The sequence below is a fragment of the Streptomyces sp. NPDC001700 genome (genome assembly GCF_053596435.1).
In genome coordinates this window covers 85,352-101,722 of record NZ_JBSFGE010000027.1, presented here as the reverse complement: position 1 = coordinate 101,722, position 16,371 = coordinate 85,352, and the positions used below count along the sequence as shown (strand labels likewise).

Sequence of the window (16,371 nt, the reverse complement as noted above, 5' to 3'; positions counted from 1 at the left end):
GTGCGTCACCGGGGCGGTGGCGGGGGCACGGGGGCGCCCGCGGGCGGGGCGATCTTCTGGTACGAGGCGGTCCCGCCCGGGGCGTCCTCCGCCCCCGCGTCCGTGGCCGCCGCCGTGTCCTTGGGCATCAGGGCGTCGCGGGCGGCGCCCGGGTCCCAGCCCGTGTCGACCACGCGCTTCTGCACCAGGACGGCCGCGCCCAGGACCGCCAGGCCGATCAGCAGGACGAGGGCGACGCCCACCCCGCCACCGGCCTTGCCCGCGTTGCCGATGAGCGCGCCGAACCAGCCGAAGTCGGCGTCACCGAAGGTGGTGTTCTGCTTCCCGAACGCGCCGAGCACCTTGAGCAGCAGGGCGGGCAGGAAGGTGATGAGCACACCGTTGAGGAACGCGCCCACGGCGGCGCCACGGCGGCCGCCGGTGGCGTTGCCGTAGACGCCCGCCGCGCCCCCGGTGAAGAAGTGCGGCACCAGGCCCGGCAGGACCAGCGCGAGGCCGAACGCCGGGTTGAACACCCAGGTGAGCAGCGCCAGGCTGGCCAGGCCGCCGGTGAAGCTGGAGAGGAAGCCGATGAGCACGGCGTTCTGCGCGTACGGGAAGACGATCGGCGCGTCCAGCGCGGGCAGGGCGCCGGGCACGACCTTGTTCGCGATGCCCTGGAAGGCGGGCACGAGTTCGCCGAGGATGGTCCGTACGCCGAAGAGGATGACCGCGACCGCGATGCCGAACTGCAGGCCCTGCATGACCGACTGCATCACATAGTTGCCGGTGTCCGTGGCGGCGGTTCCGGTGCCGGTGGCGAAGGCCTTGAAGGCCTTCTGCTGCCCGGCCTTGACGAGGAAGAGCACCGCCATCACGACGTAGATGAACAGCATCGACAGGGCCGTGGCCACCATCGAGTCGCGCAGGAAGCGCAAGCCCTCGGGGAGTTTCATCTCCTCGGTGCTGCGGCTGCGCTTGCCGACCACCTTTCCGGCCGCGCCCGCCACCACGTAACCGGCGGTGCCGAAGTGGCCGATGGCGACGGTGTCGCTGCCGGTGACCCGCTTGGTCCAGGGGTGGGCGAACGCGGGCATGGCCACCAGCATGATGCCGAGCAGCACACCGCCCACCGCCACCACCACGACGGTGGACTGACCGGCGCCCGCCAGCACCACGGTCAGCAGCGTGGCCATGAACAGCATGTGGTGTCCGGTCAGGAACACATAGCGCAGCGGGGTGAACCGGGCCAGCAGCAGGCTGACCACGAAGCCCAGGATCATCAGCCAGGCCACGCGCGACCCGAACTGTGCCTGGGCGATGCCGACGATGGCCTCGTTCGTCGGGATGACGCCGTGCGCGCCGGTGACGCCCTGGATCATCGTGCCCAGCGGGGTGAGGGAGCTGGTGACCAGCCCCGCGCCCGCTCCGATGAGCAGAAAGCCGAGGGTCGCCTTGATGGCGCCGCCGATGATCTGCCCGGTGGTCTTCTTCATCGCGATGAGTCCGATGGCGGTGATGATGCCGATCAGATACGCGGGTTCGCTCAGGATCTCGTTCACGAGAAACTTGGCGGGAGTTACGAGCCAGCCCATGATGTCTACTTCTGTTCCCGTCGTCAGACGTCGTACGTGTCCCGGAGCACCGCGTCGATCTCCGCGGTGCTCGTGAAGTCCTGAACCACCTTCACCGGCCGTCCCACATCGCCCAGGGTCCTGGCGATCTCACGGGAGGTGAGCAGGGCCACGGCCTCGGAGGCCTTGCCCTTCGCGGAGATGGTGTCGGTGGCCTCCACGGTGACGTACGCCGACCACCCCCAGCGGTCCAGGACCTGTTCCAGGGTGTTCTTGAGGAACAGGCTCGTGCCCACGCCGTTGCCGCACACCGTGAGGATCTTGTGCTGGGAAGCCCCTGCCGCCCGCGGCTTCGCGGGGGCGGATTCCGGCTGCTCGTCGCCGCTCAGCACGGCGAGCAGCGCCTCGGGGGTGGGCGCCGCCGCGAGGGCGGCCGCGGCATCGGGGTCGCCGAGCAGCCGGGCCAGGCTCCCCATCGCGGCGGTGTGGGCGCTCGAGTCGGTGGCGGCGAGGGCCACGACCAGGGTGACCGGATCGTTGGTCTCGTGCCCGAACTCCACGGGCTCGGCCAGCCGGACCCAGGACATGCCGGTCGCGCGGACGGCGGGAGAGGGCCGGGCATGGGCGAACGCCACACCAGGGGCGACGACGATGTACGGCCCGTTCTCCTCGACGCCCGCGATCATCTCCGCGGTGTACTCGGCGGTGGTGAAGCCCGCGTCCACCATGAGTCCACCGGCGACCGCGATCGCCTCACGCCAGTCCGCCGCCCCGGCGCCGAGCCGTACGCACCCGGCCGGTAGCAGATCTATCAGTTCGTCCATGGCGCGAAATCCTCGCATCCCCGCCCTGCTCACCAGGTGGCGAGGGGTCCTCGGGACGCGGCCGCCCCGCGAGGCGGGAACCGGCCCAGCCCAGCAGGAAGCCCGCCGGGATGGTGATCAGGCCCGGGTTGCGCAGCGGGAACCAGTGGAAGTCGCGGTCGGGGAAGACCGCGAGGTCGCCGCCCGAGACCGCCGGGGAGAAGACGATCGTGAGGAGAGTGAGGCCGATACCGCCGTACATCGCCCAGCGCATTCCGGTCACCGTGAAGCCGCGCCACATCGTCCCGTACAGCAGGACCGGAAGGAGCGCGGAGGCGGCGGCGGTGAAGGTGAAGGAGATCAGGATCTGCCGGTTCCAGTGCTGGGTCACCATGGCGAGGGCGACGGCCACCACACCGACGCCCACGATCGCCGCCCGGGCCGCGGCCAGTTCGCGGGCCGGGGAGAGCCGCCCCGGGAGCATGACCTTGGCCAGCACATCGTGGGCGAGGGAGGCCGCGGCGGCGAGGGTAAGCCCCGCGACGGCCGCGAGCGTGGTGATGACGACCGCGCAGGCGACGAGGGTGAACAGCAGGCTGCGGTGGGCCGCCTCGGCCCCCGGGTCGAGCGCGCGGGTGAGCAGCAGCAGGGAGTTGGTGCCGGTGGGGTCGGCGGCGCGCAGCGCCGGGGTGCCGACGATGGCCGTGGCGCCCGCGCCGACGATCACGATCAGCCCGCCCAGCACGGCGACCGCGCCGACGGCCCAGGTCGTGGCGGAGCGGGCGGCCCGCACGCCACGGATCGGATGGAGCCGCATGGTGATGTGCGGCAGACAGGCCGCGCCGACCGCCAGGGTCAGCTGGATGCTGATGACCTCCAGCTTGCCGGTGGCCGAGTCGCCGAACTGGCGGCCGGACTCCCAGAAGGCATCGCCGTAGCCGCTCTTGTCGGCCGCCGCGCCGAAGAGGGTCGCGGGGTTCCAGTCGAAGCGCTTGATGACGAGCACGGCGAGCAGGATGAACGCGCCGAGCAGGATCACGGTCTTGAGGATCTGGATGAAGCCGGTGCCCTTCATCCCGCCGAGGGCGGCGTAGCAGACCATGAGGGAGCCGATGAAGATGGTGCAGCCGGTGACCGACGCGGCGCCGGGGATGCCGATCAGCAGGGACATCATGTCGCCCGCGCCATTGAGCTGGACGGTGAGCAGCGGCATCGTGACCACCAGCACCAGCACGGCGGTGCCGATACGGGCGGGGCGCTCGCTCAGCCGCTCGGACAGCACATCGCCCAGGGTGTACCGGCCGTGTCCGCACAGGGGTCCGGCCATCACCAGCATGAACAGCAGGATCGAGACCACGGTGGACATGGTGATGAGGACACCGTCGAATCCGGCGATGGCGATGGTGCCGGTGGTGCTGAGGACGGTGGCGGCCGAGATGTAGTCGCCCGCGATGGCCAGGCCGTTCTGCATCGGGCCCAGGTTGCCGGTGCCGATGTAGAACTCGGAGGGGTCGTCGCTGTCGGTGGCCGCCAGGATGCAGAGCAGGAACGATACGGCGATAAAGCAGGCGAACAGGACGAACGCCAGGGTCCTCGGCTCGAAACCGCCGCTCATCGCTGTCTCTCCCCGGTGTCCTCGGCAGGTCCGCGCCGCTCGGCGCGGACCAGGACGGTGACCAGGACCGCCGCGTCGGCGCCCACCAGCAGGGCGCCCACCGTGAAGCCGCCGCCCGCTCCGAGGTCGATCCCTCCACCGGCGGTGCAGTTGACCACCACGGCGGCCAGATGGCAGGCCAGCGCGGCGCAGGCGGCCCGCGCCGTCCACGGCCACGGCCGCCGCCAGGGCGAGCGCCGCGCCCGGCGCTCCCCGCGGTGGTCCGGACGGACGTCAGTGGGCGGGGCGGGACGCATCCCCGTCACCTCCGGCGGCCGCGGGGGCATGACCTCAGCGGTGCGCACCGGGCGCGGATGTGTGGTCTGCCCCCATGCGTGATCGGACATGTGGTGCTCCTCGTGGCGGATCCGTCCAGCGCGGGTGGGACGAACCGCCACGACAGCAGCTCACCGGGACCGCCGTACAGCCCGTCGGGGTACCGCGTGGCAGAAGCACATGATCCACTGACGGCCGTTGTGCACGCCCACACTCTTCCTGGCCGCCCGCGCCCGTGGCGCACAGGTCCGTTACCGGATCCTCACGAATCCGGTCAGAGTGACAGCAGCCCGTGCGCCGCGAGGGCGAGCGACAACTCGACGACGTCGCGCGGGCGGTGCAGCGTACGCCCGGTCAGCTGCTCGTAGCGACGCAGCCGGTTGAGCACCGTGTTGCGGTGGCAGAACAGCGCCCGCCCCGCCTCGCGCGCCGACCCGTCCGCGCCCAGCCACGCCGTCAGGGTCGTCAGCAGGACGTCCCGGTCGGCGGGTTCGAGCGCCAGGACGGGCCCGAGCATACGGTCGGCGAGCGCGGTGGCCAGGTCCGGGGAGGACACCACCAGCGCCTCCGGGTAATGCTCCTCCAGCAGCGCGGCCTCGCCGGTGGCGGGGCAGGCGCGCAGCGCCGTATCGGCGAGCTGGCGGGCCACGTTCACCGACGCCAGGCCGGTGACGGCGGGGCTGACCCCGGCCCGGGCGCCGGGCTGGACGGTGAGGCCCCGGGCCACCTGCTGGGGGTGGACGTCCCCGAGGAGGACGATCGCGTGGGCGGTGGACTCCCCGGTGTGCCACACGGTACGGCCACCTGCCTGGATCTCCGGCGGGCGCGGCGCACCGGGGCCGGTGCCCGGGTGGTCCAGCGCGACGACCGCGTAACGCCCCTGCTCGGGCAGGCCCAGGACCTCCTCGGCCTCCGGGAAGTCGCTCACCCGGGCGGTGCCGTCCAGCAGCGCCTCGATGATGATCCGGAAGCGGTTCTCGCGGTGCCAGGCGAGCTGCCGTCCGACCTCGTGGTACGCCTCGGCGACGAGCGTGCAGTGCTCGTCGACGAAGTTCCAGATGTCGGCCGCCACATGCACCAGGCCCCGGGCGCCCACCGGGTCCTCGCGCGAGGCCGACTCCACCAGTTCGTCCCAGACGACGGTGCAGCCGATGCGGAAGCCGTGCAGCAGCGCGTCCAGCGGGAGGCCCTGGGCCGCGCGGTCGGCGCCGATCCGCCAGGAGCAGGAGCGGGCCGTCTCCCGGGTCTCCTTGGGGTACAGCAGGGCGCGGACGTTGTTGGACAGCGAGTCGTTGACATCCCGCCACAGCTCGTTCGGGTCGATGGCCGCGGAGTTGTAGACGGGTTCTCGCTCCCGCATCAGGGCGACCACCTCATCGGTGAGCCGGGGCAGTTCGTCGATGAGGACGCGGGCGGTCCGGTGCAGCAGCGCGACGGCCTCGGGGTCGGCCCGCGAACGTACGGGCGGGCGGGCGGCGGGCATACGGGGCAGCGCCCGGGCCCTGTCGGCAGACAGTCGGCTGGCAGAGCGCCCGGCGGCGGGGCCGGTAGCGCGGGAGCCGGTGACTGGGTGCATGACGTTCCTCCACCTCTGACGTGCGATGTGCCGCTCAACGCGGCATCATGAGGCCGGACCCGCTCGGGGGCCAGACCTCCACCGCTATTGCATCATCGGCATACCGCATGGTCGGTGACTTCGGACAATTCCGCTCGGCGCCGCCATCGCCGTCCGGCCACGTGAGCCGGTCCACGGGGTGCCGGGAGCACAGCGATACGGTGGGGCCGCCCCACGACGCGAGAGAAAGGTGCGGCCATGGCTTCCGTGCACGGCACCCCCCTGGACATCCCCACCCTCGACGGAGTCGCCGACGCCTACGTGGCCCATCCCGGCGACGGCGACCCGCACCCCGGTGTCCTGCTGTACCCGGACGCCTTCGGGCCGCGTGCCACGGTGGAGGAGGCGGCGAAGCGCCTCGCCGGACACGGCTACACGGTGCTGGTGCCCAACGTCCTCTACCGGGCGGGCCGGGCGCCCGTGGTGGATCTGCCGGAGTTCATCGACCCCTCGCAGCGGACGGACATCTTCGACCAACTCGGCCCGCTCATGCGGGCGCACACGCCCGAGCTGGCGATGCGCGACGCGGGCGTGTACCTCGACTGGCTGGCCGCCTCTCCCCTGGTCGCGGACGGGCCCGTGGGCAGCGTCGGCTACTGCATGGGCGGTGTGCTGGCGGTGCGCACCGCGGCGGCCCACCCCGAGCGGGTGGCGGCCGCGGCCAGCTTCCACGGCGGCCACTTGGTGACGGACGCCCCGGACAGCCCGCACCGGCTCGTCGACGAGGTGTCGGCGGAGCTGTACTTCGGCCACGCCGACCAGGACCCGTCGATTCCGGCGGACCAGATCGCCGAGCTGGAGGAGGCGCTGGACGCGGCCGGGGTGCGGTACCGCAGCGAGGTGTACGAGGGCGCCCACCACGGGTTCACCCAGGTCGACACCGCCATGTACGACGCCTCCGCGGAGGACCGGCACTGGCAGGAGCTGCTGGCACTCTTCGAGCGCACGCTGCGGCGGTGACACCGCCACCGACGGCCGGTTGAACACACCGGTTGCACAACCGGTTGAACGCACCGGTTGAACGCACCGCCCCTCCCTCTCGTACTCCCCGGCATGACCGCGCACCGCACCGCCGCCTCGGCAACCCTCGCCGGAACCGCCTCGCTGCTGCTCACCGCGGTGGGCGCCGGGCCCGCGCTGGCCCACGGGGCGCCGGTGGATCCGGTCAGCCGGACGGTGGCCTGCTCTCCGGAGGGCGGGCGGGAGGCGCGGTCGGCGGCCTGTAAGGCGGCGAAGGCGGCCGGGGGCGCGGCGTTCGAGGAGTGGGACAACCTGCGCATCGCCGACGTGGGCGGCCGGGACCGGCAGCGGATCCCGGACGGACGGCTGTGCAGCGCGGGCATCGACGGTTACCGGGGGCTGGATCTGCCGCGTGCGGACTGGCCCTCGACCCGGCTCGCCCCCGGGGCCAAGCTCACGCTCGACTACAGCTCCACGATTCCGCACACCGGGACCTTCGAGCTGTATCTCACCAAGCGGGGCTACGATCCGACGCGGCCGCTGAAGTGGTCCGACCTCGACGCCAAGCCGTTCGCGAAGGTCAAGGACCCGGCGCTGACCGACGGCGCGTACCACATCAAGGCCAAGCTGCCCTCGGACCGCACGGGCCGTCAGCTGCTGTACACGATCTGGCGCAACTCCAGCACCGCGGACACCTATTACTCCTGCTCGGATGTGGTGCTCTCCGCCGGGGCCGGGAAATCCGGCGCGAAGGGCGTCAGCGAAGACACCGGTGCGGACGGCGAGCAGAGTGACTCGGCCACCGCCATGCCGCTGGTCGCGGGCGGCTCGGCCGCTGCCGTGCTGACGGCCGCCGGGGTGTTCGTGACACGGCGTCGCCGCCGCTGACCAGCAGCGGCGGCGACCCGTCACGGTGATGTTTCAGGTGCTGCGGTGGGCGGGGCCGGGCGGATTACCAGCCCTTGGTCACCCGGTGCTCCTTGAGGGACGCGCAGTTCGACCCGTAGGTGAAGGTCGACTGGTTGTCGATGCCCCCGGCCCAGTCGACGCACTTCCCGCGCCCGTAGTCGTAGATCGGGCCTGCGTAGGACGTGTACAGGCCTTCGTCCAGCTGCGAGTCTTCCGAGCCGTTCACGTAGAGGTAGGCGAACATGTTCTTCGCCGCCCCGGTCGAGTTGCGGACGGTGACGACGCAGTTCTTGCCCTTGGCGGAGTTGTACGTGAGGAAGACGGTGCCCTGGGTGCCGATCGGCGCCGAGTTCACCACCTTGTACCCGCTGCCACAGGCCCCGTTGTACGCGGCCTTGGCCGCCGCCGAAGCGGACGGGGCCAGGACCACGGAGCCCGCGACGGCGGAAGCCAGGACCGCGGTCGCGGCAACATAGCGTGAAATCTTCATATTTCCCCCTTGTAACCCTAGGGCGCGTTTTTGCGACGTCTAGGTGACATGTGATGGCCCAGGATGGTTGCACGGAAATCTGTAGGGATCATCGAAAATCTATGGGGATCAACGGGGATCTTCCCTCGGACGGCGAAACGCCCCGGTCCCGGCGGCTTTTGAGTACGCGTACTGCGCAGACGTGGCGCGCTCCAGCGGACTCCCGCTGCCGCGCGGGATGTTCGAGCCGGGCGACGACGGCTCGCCGGTGCTCGGCGGCACGTTCTTCGTACTGCTGCCGTCGCTCGCGCGGGCGCCCCGGTGGCGCTGCCCGCCCGTACGCCACGGGTCCTCGCCCGGCAGCTCGGGCGGCTGGCCCCGCAGGCCACGTATCTGACGCCACCGCAGCTGCGGGCGGCGCTCGCCGCCTCGACCCGCTTCACCGGCCGGGTCTGGACCGGCTCGGCTCCGGCGGACGCGGACGAGGCGTGGAGCGTGTACGCGCTCACCGAGCTGTTCCCGGCGGCCGCCGTCGAGGAGGCCGAGACATCTACCCGGGGCTGTACGAGCCGTCGCTGCACGTCGCCGGGGTCGAACTGGCCCTGCCCGTCGGTGTCCCGGACGGCGACGGGGACGAACGGCTCGTCGCGCCCGTCCAGCCGAGCCCCGGCGCCGACCCGCGCCGGGTGCGCGCCCTGCTGGCCGGGCGGCGGTCCAGCTGGACGGCCGCGCAGCGCCTGTTTCCGTACGCGGCCTCCGGCCACGCCGCCGGGCGGGCGGGACCCGGGGCACCCGTCGTGCGGACACCCCGTCATGACCCCGCCGGGACCGCCGCGTCTACCAGGCTGCACACCCGGTGCTCCTCGCCCCGCTCGCCGCCACCCGCTCCCGCCCCGCCGTGCGCCTGGGCTCCACGGTCCTGGTGCACGGCAGGCGCGTCCGTATCGGCCATCTGCCGCGCCCCCGCGCGGTGGAGGCCTCCGCGCGCCACCGGCCGGACGCCCGGCCGGTGCTGACCCGCTACGCGGTGGACCAGCTCGCGGGGGTGTCTTTCGGATCAGGCCAGATCAGCGAGCGGCGTCAGGGGGCACCTCCCAGCGGGAGCGGGGGTGGGTCCCCCGGTGGGCCCTCGGCGACTACGTACGGCGGGTCACGCCGGTGTGCTGGCGCGGATGACGAGACGGGTGGGCAACTCCGGCGGCGCGGCGGGAACGCCGTGATCGGGGCGGTGGTCGGCGCGGTGCTCGCCGTACTGGTCGGTGTGATCGAGGAGCAGCCGGGCCGCCGATTCGCCCTTCTCCACGGTGGGCTGATGGACCGTCGTCAGGGGTACGACGGCGGTGGCGGCCGCCGGGATGTCGTCGTATCCGATGACGGCCAAGTCCCCGGGCACGGCGAGGCCATGGGCCCGGGCGGCCGCGCACGCGCCGAGCGCGAGGGTGTCGGAGACGGCGAGCAGCGCGGTGGGGCGCGGGCCCGGCGCGGTGAGCAGGGTGTGCACGGCCGTACGAATCGCCGCGATGTCGTTCCTGCCGCATTCGATGACGGTGAGATCCGTGAACGGCAGCCCCGCCTCGGCCCACGCGTCGCGGTAGCCCAGCAGCCTGCGGCGCAGGATCGCGCTGGTGGTGGCGAGCGCCTGGGGCCAGGTGGCCGGGCCGAGCCGGGGCTGAACGGCGAGCCGGTCGACCAGGATCACGGCCCGCCGGTGGCCGAGGCCGACCAGATGGCGGGCGGCGCGCCGGGCGCCGCCGAAGTCGTCGACGGTGACGAATCCCGCCCAGGCGTCGCCGAAGCGCTCACGTCCGGTGTCATGGCCGGGCGAGTCCACGGCCAGCACCGGCAGTTCGCGCTTGACCAGGATGTCCAGACCGGGGTGGTCCTCCTCCACGCTGTACAGCAGCGCGGCGTCGATCACGGCCTTCTCCAGCGCCGCGAGCGGCGCGTCGGCCACCTGCTGGACGGGGGCGGCGGCATGCCGGGCGAGCGGTCCCACGGCGGGCGGCAGGGCGAGCAGGGTCATGGTGGTGCGGCGGCGCTGGAACTCACGGGCCACGCCCTCCAGGAAGGCCGTGGCGGCCGGGTCGGCGAACGCCGTCTCCAGCGGGAGGGGCAGCACCACCCCGACGGTGCCGGTACGTCCGCGCCGGAGCGAGGCGGCGGCCGGGTCGGGACCCGCGTAACCGACCTCCTCGGCGGCCTGGAGGACCCGTTCGCGCATGGTGGCGGAGAAGCGGCCGGTGTCGTTGAGGACGTTGGAGACGCTCATCACCGAGACCCCCGCCGTGCGGGCCACATCCTTCAGCGTCGCCATCCGCTCTCCCGGTTTGCTCCGGCTTCTCGTGATCGCTTGCCGCTCACCCCCATCTTATGCCACTGTGCTTTATCGATACATCAACGGTGATGTGCCGCACGAGAGGGCCTGTCCGTGAGCAGTCAGAGGCACCGCATGCCCGCCGGGGAGCCGTACGCCGCCCCCGCCCCGGCCGCCCGCCGTTCGGCCCACCCCTCGGCCCACCGTAAAACCCGCGCCCCGCGCGGCATCTGAGTCCGCCCCGGGGGCCTCCGCGCGCCAACCGCGCCGCACCTCACCGGCGATCGGGCAGCACACCCCGCTGCCGACCGTGACGCCCTGCCGCACGGCGCCGGACCGCCCCTGCCCGGCCGACTCCCGTCAGCAATCGCAACGGCAAGATCCAGCACGAACCAGCAATGGGATGGACGCATGACAGCCCCGGATGAGCGCCGGATGACCGCAATACCGGCGAGTGGCGAGGCAACGGGCCTCGCTACGGCCACCACGGCGCCCCGCCCCTCCACGCACCGCGCGGAGGGCTCACCGAACGCCTGGTGGCGTGACGCGGTGATCTACCAGATCTACCTCCGCAGCTTCCTCGACAGCACCGGGGACGGCATCGGCGACCTCGCCGGGGCCCGGCTGGGGCTGCCGTACCTGAAGAAGCTGGGCGTGGACGGGATCTGGCTCAGCCCGTTCTACCCGTCGCCGCAGCACGACCACGGGTACGACGTCGCCGACTACCTCGGCGTCGACCCGATCTTCGGCGATCTGGACGAGTTCGACCGCCTGGTGCACGACGCCCACCGGCTCGGGCTGAAGGTCCTGATGGACATCGTCCCCAACCACTGCTCCAGCGAGCACGCCTGGTTCCGGGCCGCCCTGGCCGAGGGACCCGGCGGACCGGCCCGCGCCCGCTTCCACTTCGCCGACGGGCGCGGTGCGGACGGCGAACTGCCGCCCAATAACTGGCACGCCATGTTCGGTGGCCCCGCCTGGAGCCGGGTCACCGAACCCGACGGCACCCCGGGCCAGTGGTACCTCCACCTCTTCACCCCCGAACAGCCCGACCTCAACTGGCGCGAGCCGTCGGTCGGCGAGCACTTCCACGAGGTGCTGCGGTTCTGGCTGGACCGGGGCGTCGACGGGTTCCGCATCGACGTGGCGGCGGGCCTGTTCAAACACCCCGACCTGCCCGACTCCGACGACCCCACCATCGACGAACGCACCCGCGACTCCGTCAACCCCCTCGCCTGGAACCAGCCGGAGATCCACGACGAGTGGCGCCGCTGGCGCGCCATCTGCGACGAGTACACGGCCCGCGACGGAAACGACCGGCTGCTGGTCGGCGAGGTCTCCGTACAGACGCCGCTGGAGCAGGCCAAGTACGTCCGTTCCGACGAACTCCACCAGGCCTTCTTCTTCCACCTGCTCACCGCCCCCTGGAACCCGGACGTGTTCCGCAAGGTGATCAGCGAGGCGATGCGGGACATCGCCGACACCGGCTCCACCGTCACCTGGGTGCTCAACAACCACGACCAGGTCCGCACCGTGACCCGGTACGCGGGCGAACCGGGTGACGGCGAGGTGGCGTGCCTCGGCCCGTCCCGGGCCCGCGCCGCCGCCCTGCTGATGCTGGCCCTGCCCGGCGCCGCGTACGTCTACCAGGGCGAGGAGCTGGGCCTGCCCGAGGTGGTCGACCTGCCGGACGAGGTGCTGACCGACCCGATCTTCCACCGCACCGGAAGCCGTCAGCACATCCGCGACGGCTGCCGGGTGCCGCTGCCGTGGTCGGGGCACGCCTCGCCGTTCGGTTTCACCACCGGCGAGGCGGCGTCCCAGCCGTGGCTGCCGCAGCCCGAGTGGTTCGCCGAACACGCCACCGACCGGGCGCTGGCCGACACCGACTCGTTCTGGCATCTGTACCGCGAGGGGCTGTATCTGCGGCGCAGCCTGCCGCAGATGGGCGAGGGCCCGCTGGTGTGGATGGAGTCGCCGCCCGAGGTACTGGCGTTCATGCGCGGCGACGGGCTGGTGTGCGCGATCAACTTCAGCGACCACGCGGTCCCGGCCCCGGTCACCGGAGCGCCCATCCTGGCCAGCACCTCCTGCCCGCCCGGGACGCTGCCGGGCAGCGCCGCGGCCTGGTGGATCACGGACCTGACCGGCTGACACGTCAGCGTGGCGTGATCCGGGCGTACGTCGGTTGAGGACGTACGCCCGGAAGGCAGCCGTCAGGCGAGGGCCGCGCTCATCCGCCGTACCGCCTCGGCGATCACCTCCGGCGAGGTGGCCAGGTTGAACCGGACGTGGCCCGCCCCGCCCGTACCGAAGGGCAAACCGGAGTTGAGGGCCACCCGGCCGCGGTCGAGGAAGACGGCGGCGGGGTCGTCGCCCAGGTCCAGGGAGCGGCAGTCGAGCCAGGCGAGGAAGGTCGCCGGACCCGGCCGGTAGCGGACCCCGGGCAGGTGCTGGGCCAGCAGCTCGGCGAGCAGCCGCCGGTTGTCGTCGAGCCCCTTGAGGAGCGCGTCCAGCCACTCCACGCCCTCGCGCAGCGCGGCGGTGTGGGCGATGACCCCGATGTGGCTGGGGCCGTGGCCGACCTCTTCGGGCAGGCGCGCCAGGTCCTCGGCGGCCGCGGGTCCGGCGATGAGCAGCGCGGCCTTCAGCCCGGCGAGGTTCCACCCCTTGGAGGCGGACATCAGCGACAGTCCGCTCTCCCCGCCGGGCACGCTCAGATACGGGGTGAAGACGGTCCCCGGGGCCACCAGGGGCGCGTGGATCTCGTCGGTCACGACCCGTACGCCATGGCGGTCGGCGAGCGCGGCGACGGCGGCCAGTTCCCCGGCTGTGTGCACGGTTCCGGTCGGATTGTGCGGGCTGCACAGCAGATAGACGGCGCGTCGGCCGCCCGCCACGGCGCGCCGGAAGGCGTCCTCCAGCGCGGTGAGGTCGAGCCGCAGGTCCGCGCCCAGCGGCGCCTCCACGATCCGGCGGTCCATGTGCTCCACGAACGGGTAGAAGGGCGGATAGACCGGACAGTTGACCACCACCGCGTCGCCCGGGCCGCTGGTCAGCTTGATCGCCTCGACGACGCCCAGCATCACATCGGGCACGATCGCCGTACGGTCCACGGCGAGCCCGTCCCAGCCCCAGCGCTCCCGGGCGAAGCCCGCCAGCGCCTCGGCGTACGCCGTACCGGCCGGATAGCCGGTGTCGCCGAGGGCCATCGCCTCCGCGACCGCCCGCACCACCGGCTCGGCGAGCGGGACGTCCATCTCGGCCACCCACAGGGGCAGCACGTCGTCCGGGTAGGTGCGCCACTTCATGCTGGTCCGGCGCCGCAGTTGGTCGAGGGAGAGCCGGTTCAGCGGGTTGGGGTCGTCCTCGGTGGGGCCGTGCGGAATGAGATCCATGTCATCCATGGTCCCCGCGATGCCCGTGTTCGCCCATGTTCTCCACGTGGTCCATGCTGTGACGACCAGCCAATTCCGTCCTCGTGGTCATGGCCGGGCGGTCATCAGCATGTTGACGGGATGCGGCAAGATGGCAGGTCACGTCGAGGCCGTGTGAACGAGCCGCGACGCCATCGGCACATCCTCCGCACGAACAGGTGACCAGGTGAGCAGCAGACAGGACTCCGGGCCGGAGACGACGCGGCCCGCCGCCCTCGGGGCGTCGGGAGGTAAGCGGTGAACCGGGCACTCACGCTGCACGACATCATCATCGTCGGCGCCGCGCTGATCTCCGCCGCGGCGGCCGGACTGCTGGCGCGGATGGCGCTGCGGTGGCTGGGCGAGCGGGCCCGCAGGACGCGGTGGAGCGGGGACGACATCATCGTCGCCACGCTGCGCACCCTGGCCCCCTGGGCGGCGATGTCGGTGGGCGTGTCGTCAGCGGCCGCGGCGCTGCCACTGACCCGTGCCGTCGGCCACACCGTCAACCAGGTGGTGATCGCGGCGCTGATCCTGGCCACGACGGTCACGGCGGCACGGGTGGTCGCCGGTCTGGTGCAGACGCTGGCGCTGTCCCGGTCCGGAGTGGCGGGCACCGCCACCATCTTCGTCAACATCACCCGCATCGCGGTGCTGATGATGGGCGTGCTGATCCTGCTCCAGACCCTGGGCATCTCGATCGCGCCGCTGCTCACCGCGCTGGGCGTGGGCGGTCTGGCGGTCGCGCTGGCCCTGCAGGACACCCTGGCCAACCTGTTCGCGGGCGTGCACATCCTGGCGTCCAAGACGGTCCAGCCCGGCCACTACATCCGGCTCAGCAGCGGGGAGGAGGGGTACGTCGTGGACATCAACTGGCGTAACACCACGATCCGCCAGCTGTCCGACAACCTCGTGATCATCCCCAATGCCAAGCTGGCCGGGACCATCACCACCAACTACCACCAGCCGGGGCAGGAGATGTCGGTGATGGTGCAGGTGCGGGTCGGGTACCGCAGTGACCTCGAACACGTCGAGCGGGTGACGGCCGAGGTGGCCGCGAAGGTGATGGCCGACGTCTCGGGTGGCGTGGTCGATTTTGAGCCGAGTATCCGCTTTCACACCTTCGGCGAGTCCGGCATCGACTTCTCGGTCTTCCTGGGCGCGCTGGAGTTCAGCGACCAGTACCTGATCAAGCACGAGTTCATGAAGCGGCTGCACCGGCGCTACCAGGCCGAGGGCATCGAGATCCCGCTCCCGATCCGCACCGTGGTCCTCCACCAGCCGGGCCAGGTCCCCCTGCCCACCCAGCGCACCGGCGAGCCGACCCCCGACCCGGGTCTCCTGACGGAGCGCTAGGGCTCAGCTCTGGGGCGGCCGTAGCGAGCTGGCGCGGACGATGAGGGTGGGGGACAGCGTGATGCGGCGTGGGGGGCGTTCCGCGGGGGCGCGGAGGGATTCCAGCAGCAGCCGTGCCGAGCGCTCGCCCAGGGGGTGGGCGGGCTGGGCGACGACCGAGATGGGCGGCGTCATGTACGGGGCCCAGGGGGCGTCGTCGAAGGAGACGAAGCCGACGTCGGAGCCGACGCGCAGGCCGCGTTCGGCGAGGGCGGCCAGGGTGCCGAGCGCCATCGGGGCGTTGGCGACGAAGAACGCGTCGGGCGGATCGGCCCGGGACAGCAGCTCCCGGGCGGCGAGCATCGCGCCGTCCTGCCGGAAGTCGGCGTGCGCGACGATTTCCCGCAGGCCGTGGTGGTCGCGAAGGGCCGCGCGGTAGCCGCGCAGCCGGGCGCGGGCGGTGTCGGCGGACGCCGGGCCGGTGACACAGGCCGGGCGCGACCAGCCCTGCTCGATGAGGTGGGCGGTGGCGGCCCGGGCGCCCGGATAGGAGCGCACCACGATGGCGTCGGTCTTCTCGCTCAGCGGGCGGTCGATCACCACGACCGGGATACGGCTCTGGCGCAGCCGTGAGATGTCGGTGTCCCGGCCCTGCGGGGACAGCACGACCCCGGCCACCCGGGCCTGCTCGGCCACGGCGAGGTGGCGGCGCTCCTTCTCGGGGTCCTCGTCGGTGTTGCAGAGCAGGACGGTGAAGCCCTCCGCCTCGGCGGCGTCGGTGACGCCGCGCGCGACCGCGGTGAAGAACGGGTTGCCGATGTCGGGGATGAGCAGCGCGATGACCTTGGTGGTGCGGGTGCGCAGGCTGCGGGCGATCCCGTTCGGCCGGTAGCCCACCGCGTCGGCGGCCCGCATCACCCGCTCGACGATCTCCGGCGCGATGGACGGATTGCCGTTGAGGGCCCGGGACACGGAGGCCGGGGAGACCCCCGCCTCCTCGGCAACGGTTTTGATCGTCGGCGTTGGTGTCACCTCACCCACGGTAGCCACCTCTCGGCGCGGCATCA

The 16,371-nt window shown here is 72.2% G+C and carries 15 protein-coding genes; 6 read left to right on the top strand and 9 right to left on the bottom strand.

Translation table 11 applies throughout. The features are described from left to right. Positions 1 to 5: 5 nt before the first annotated feature. The 5 genes from ACWC5C_RS35045 to ACWC5C_RS35025 form a co-directional block, all read right to left on the bottom strand. A complete protein-coding gene (locus ACWC5C_RS35045) occupies positions 6 to 1,574 on the bottom strand; it encodes a PTS ascorbate transporter subunit IIC (protein ID WP_450882174.1) in 1,569 nt (522 codons plus the stop codon). 23 nt (positions 1,575 to 1,597) lie between these two features. After that, on the bottom strand, positions 1,598 to 2,377 hold the full coding sequence (locus ACWC5C_RS35040) for a PTS sugar transporter subunit IIA (protein WP_450882172.1): 780 nt from the start codon (positions 2,375 to 2,377) through the stop codon (positions 1,598 to 1,600). Further along, a complete protein-coding gene (locus tag ACWC5C_RS35035) occupies positions 2,307 to 3,971 on the bottom strand; it encodes a sodium/solute symporter (protein WP_450882170.1) in 1,665 nt (554 codons plus the stop codon). Before ACWC5C_RS35035 ends, ACWC5C_RS35040 begins: the two co-directional genes overlap by 71 nt. Next, complete coding sequence (locus ACWC5C_RS35030) at positions 3,968 to 4,357, bottom strand: hypothetical protein (protein ID WP_450882168.1); 390 nt, start codon at positions 4,355 to 4,357, stop codon at positions 3,968 to 3,970. The genes ACWC5C_RS35035 and ACWC5C_RS35030 overlap by 4 nt, the downstream gene beginning before the upstream one ends. Positions 4,358 to 4,560: 203 nt before the next feature. Then, the gene (locus ACWC5C_RS35025; protein WP_450882166.1) at positions 4,561 to 5,769 is read right to left on the bottom strand and encodes a PucR family transcriptional regulator; all 1,209 of its coding nucleotides are present in this window, start codon (positions 5,767 to 5,769) and stop codon (positions 4,561 to 4,563) included. Between the two features lie 330 nt (positions 5,770 to 6,099). Here ACWC5C_RS35025 and ACWC5C_RS35020 point away from each other — a divergent pair, with 330 nt between their 5' ends. Both ACWC5C_RS35020 and ACWC5C_RS35015 read left to right on the top strand, forming a co-directional pair. After that, a complete protein-coding gene (locus ACWC5C_RS35020; RefSeq protein ID WP_450882164.1) occupies positions 6,100 to 6,861 on the top strand; it encodes a dienelactone hydrolase family protein in 762 nt (253 codons plus the stop codon). Between the two features lie 93 nt (positions 6,862 to 6,954). Next, complete coding sequence (locus tag ACWC5C_RS35015; protein WP_450882162.1) at positions 6,955 to 7,749, top strand: lytic polysaccharide monooxygenase auxiliary activity family 9 protein; 795 nt, start codon at positions 6,955 to 6,957, stop codon at positions 7,747 to 7,749. A 64-nt stretch (positions 7,750 to 7,813) separates the two neighbouring features. Here the strand turns inward: ACWC5C_RS35015 and ACWC5C_RS35010 are convergent, their stop codons facing one another. Next, a complete protein-coding gene (locus ACWC5C_RS35010; RefSeq protein WP_009720338.1) occupies positions 7,814 to 8,260 on the bottom strand; it encodes a hypothetical protein in 447 nt (148 codons plus the stop codon). A 181-nt stretch (positions 8,261 to 8,441) separates the two neighbouring features. Here ACWC5C_RS35010 and ACWC5C_RS35005 point away from each other — a divergent pair, with 181 nt between their 5' ends. Both ACWC5C_RS35005 and ACWC5C_RS35000 read left to right on the top strand, forming a co-directional pair. After that, the gene (locus tag ACWC5C_RS35005; RefSeq protein ID WP_450882160.1) at positions 8,442 to 8,636 is read left to right on the top strand and encodes a hypothetical protein; all 195 of its coding nucleotides are present in this window, start codon (positions 8,442 to 8,444) and stop codon (positions 8,634 to 8,636) included. Between the two features lie 91 nt (positions 8,637 to 8,727). After that, complete coding sequence (locus ACWC5C_RS35000; protein WP_450882158.1) at positions 8,728 to 9,255, top strand: hypothetical protein; 528 nt, start codon at positions 8,728 to 8,730, stop codon at positions 9,253 to 9,255. Between the two features lie 134 nt (positions 9,256 to 9,389). On the opposite strand, the gene ACWC5C_RS34995 is transcribed toward ACWC5C_RS35000, so the two are convergent. Continuing rightward, positions 9,390 to 10,553 (bottom strand): LacI family DNA-binding transcriptional regulator, encoded by a 1,164-nt coding sequence (locus ACWC5C_RS34995; RefSeq protein ID WP_450882156.1) that lies wholly within the window; start codon positions 10,551 to 10,553, stop codon positions 9,390 to 9,392. A 435-nt stretch (positions 10,554 to 10,988) separates the two neighbouring features. Here ACWC5C_RS34995 and ACWC5C_RS34990 point away from each other — a divergent pair, with 435 nt between their 5' ends. Then, on the top strand, positions 10,989 to 12,707 hold the full coding sequence (locus tag ACWC5C_RS34990) for a glycoside hydrolase family 13 protein (protein ID WP_450882154.1): 1,719 nt from the start codon (positions 10,989 to 10,991) through the stop codon (positions 12,705 to 12,707). Between the two features lie 62 nt (positions 12,708 to 12,769). On the opposite strand, the gene ACWC5C_RS34985 is transcribed toward ACWC5C_RS34990, so the two are convergent. After that, on the bottom strand, positions 12,770 to 13,951 hold the full coding sequence (locus ACWC5C_RS34985) for a MalY/PatB family protein (RefSeq protein ID WP_450882152.1): 1,182 nt from the start codon (positions 13,949 to 13,951) through the stop codon (positions 12,770 to 12,772). A gap of 276 nt (positions 13,952 to 14,227) precedes the next feature. On the opposite strand from ACWC5C_RS34985, the gene ACWC5C_RS34980 reads away from it, so the two are divergent. Next, entirely contained in the window at positions 14,228 to 15,325 is a 1,098-nt protein-coding gene (locus tag ACWC5C_RS34980) for a mechanosensitive ion channel family protein (RefSeq protein WP_450882150.1), read from the top strand. A 3-nt stretch (positions 15,326 to 15,328) separates the two neighbouring features. Here the strand turns inward: ACWC5C_RS34980 and ACWC5C_RS34975 are convergent, their stop codons facing one another. Continuing rightward, entirely contained in the window at positions 15,329 to 16,336 is a 1,008-nt protein-coding gene (locus ACWC5C_RS34975) for a LacI family DNA-binding transcriptional regulator (protein ID WP_450882148.1), read from the bottom strand. Between the last annotated feature and the right edge of the window lie 35 nt (positions 16,337 to 16,371).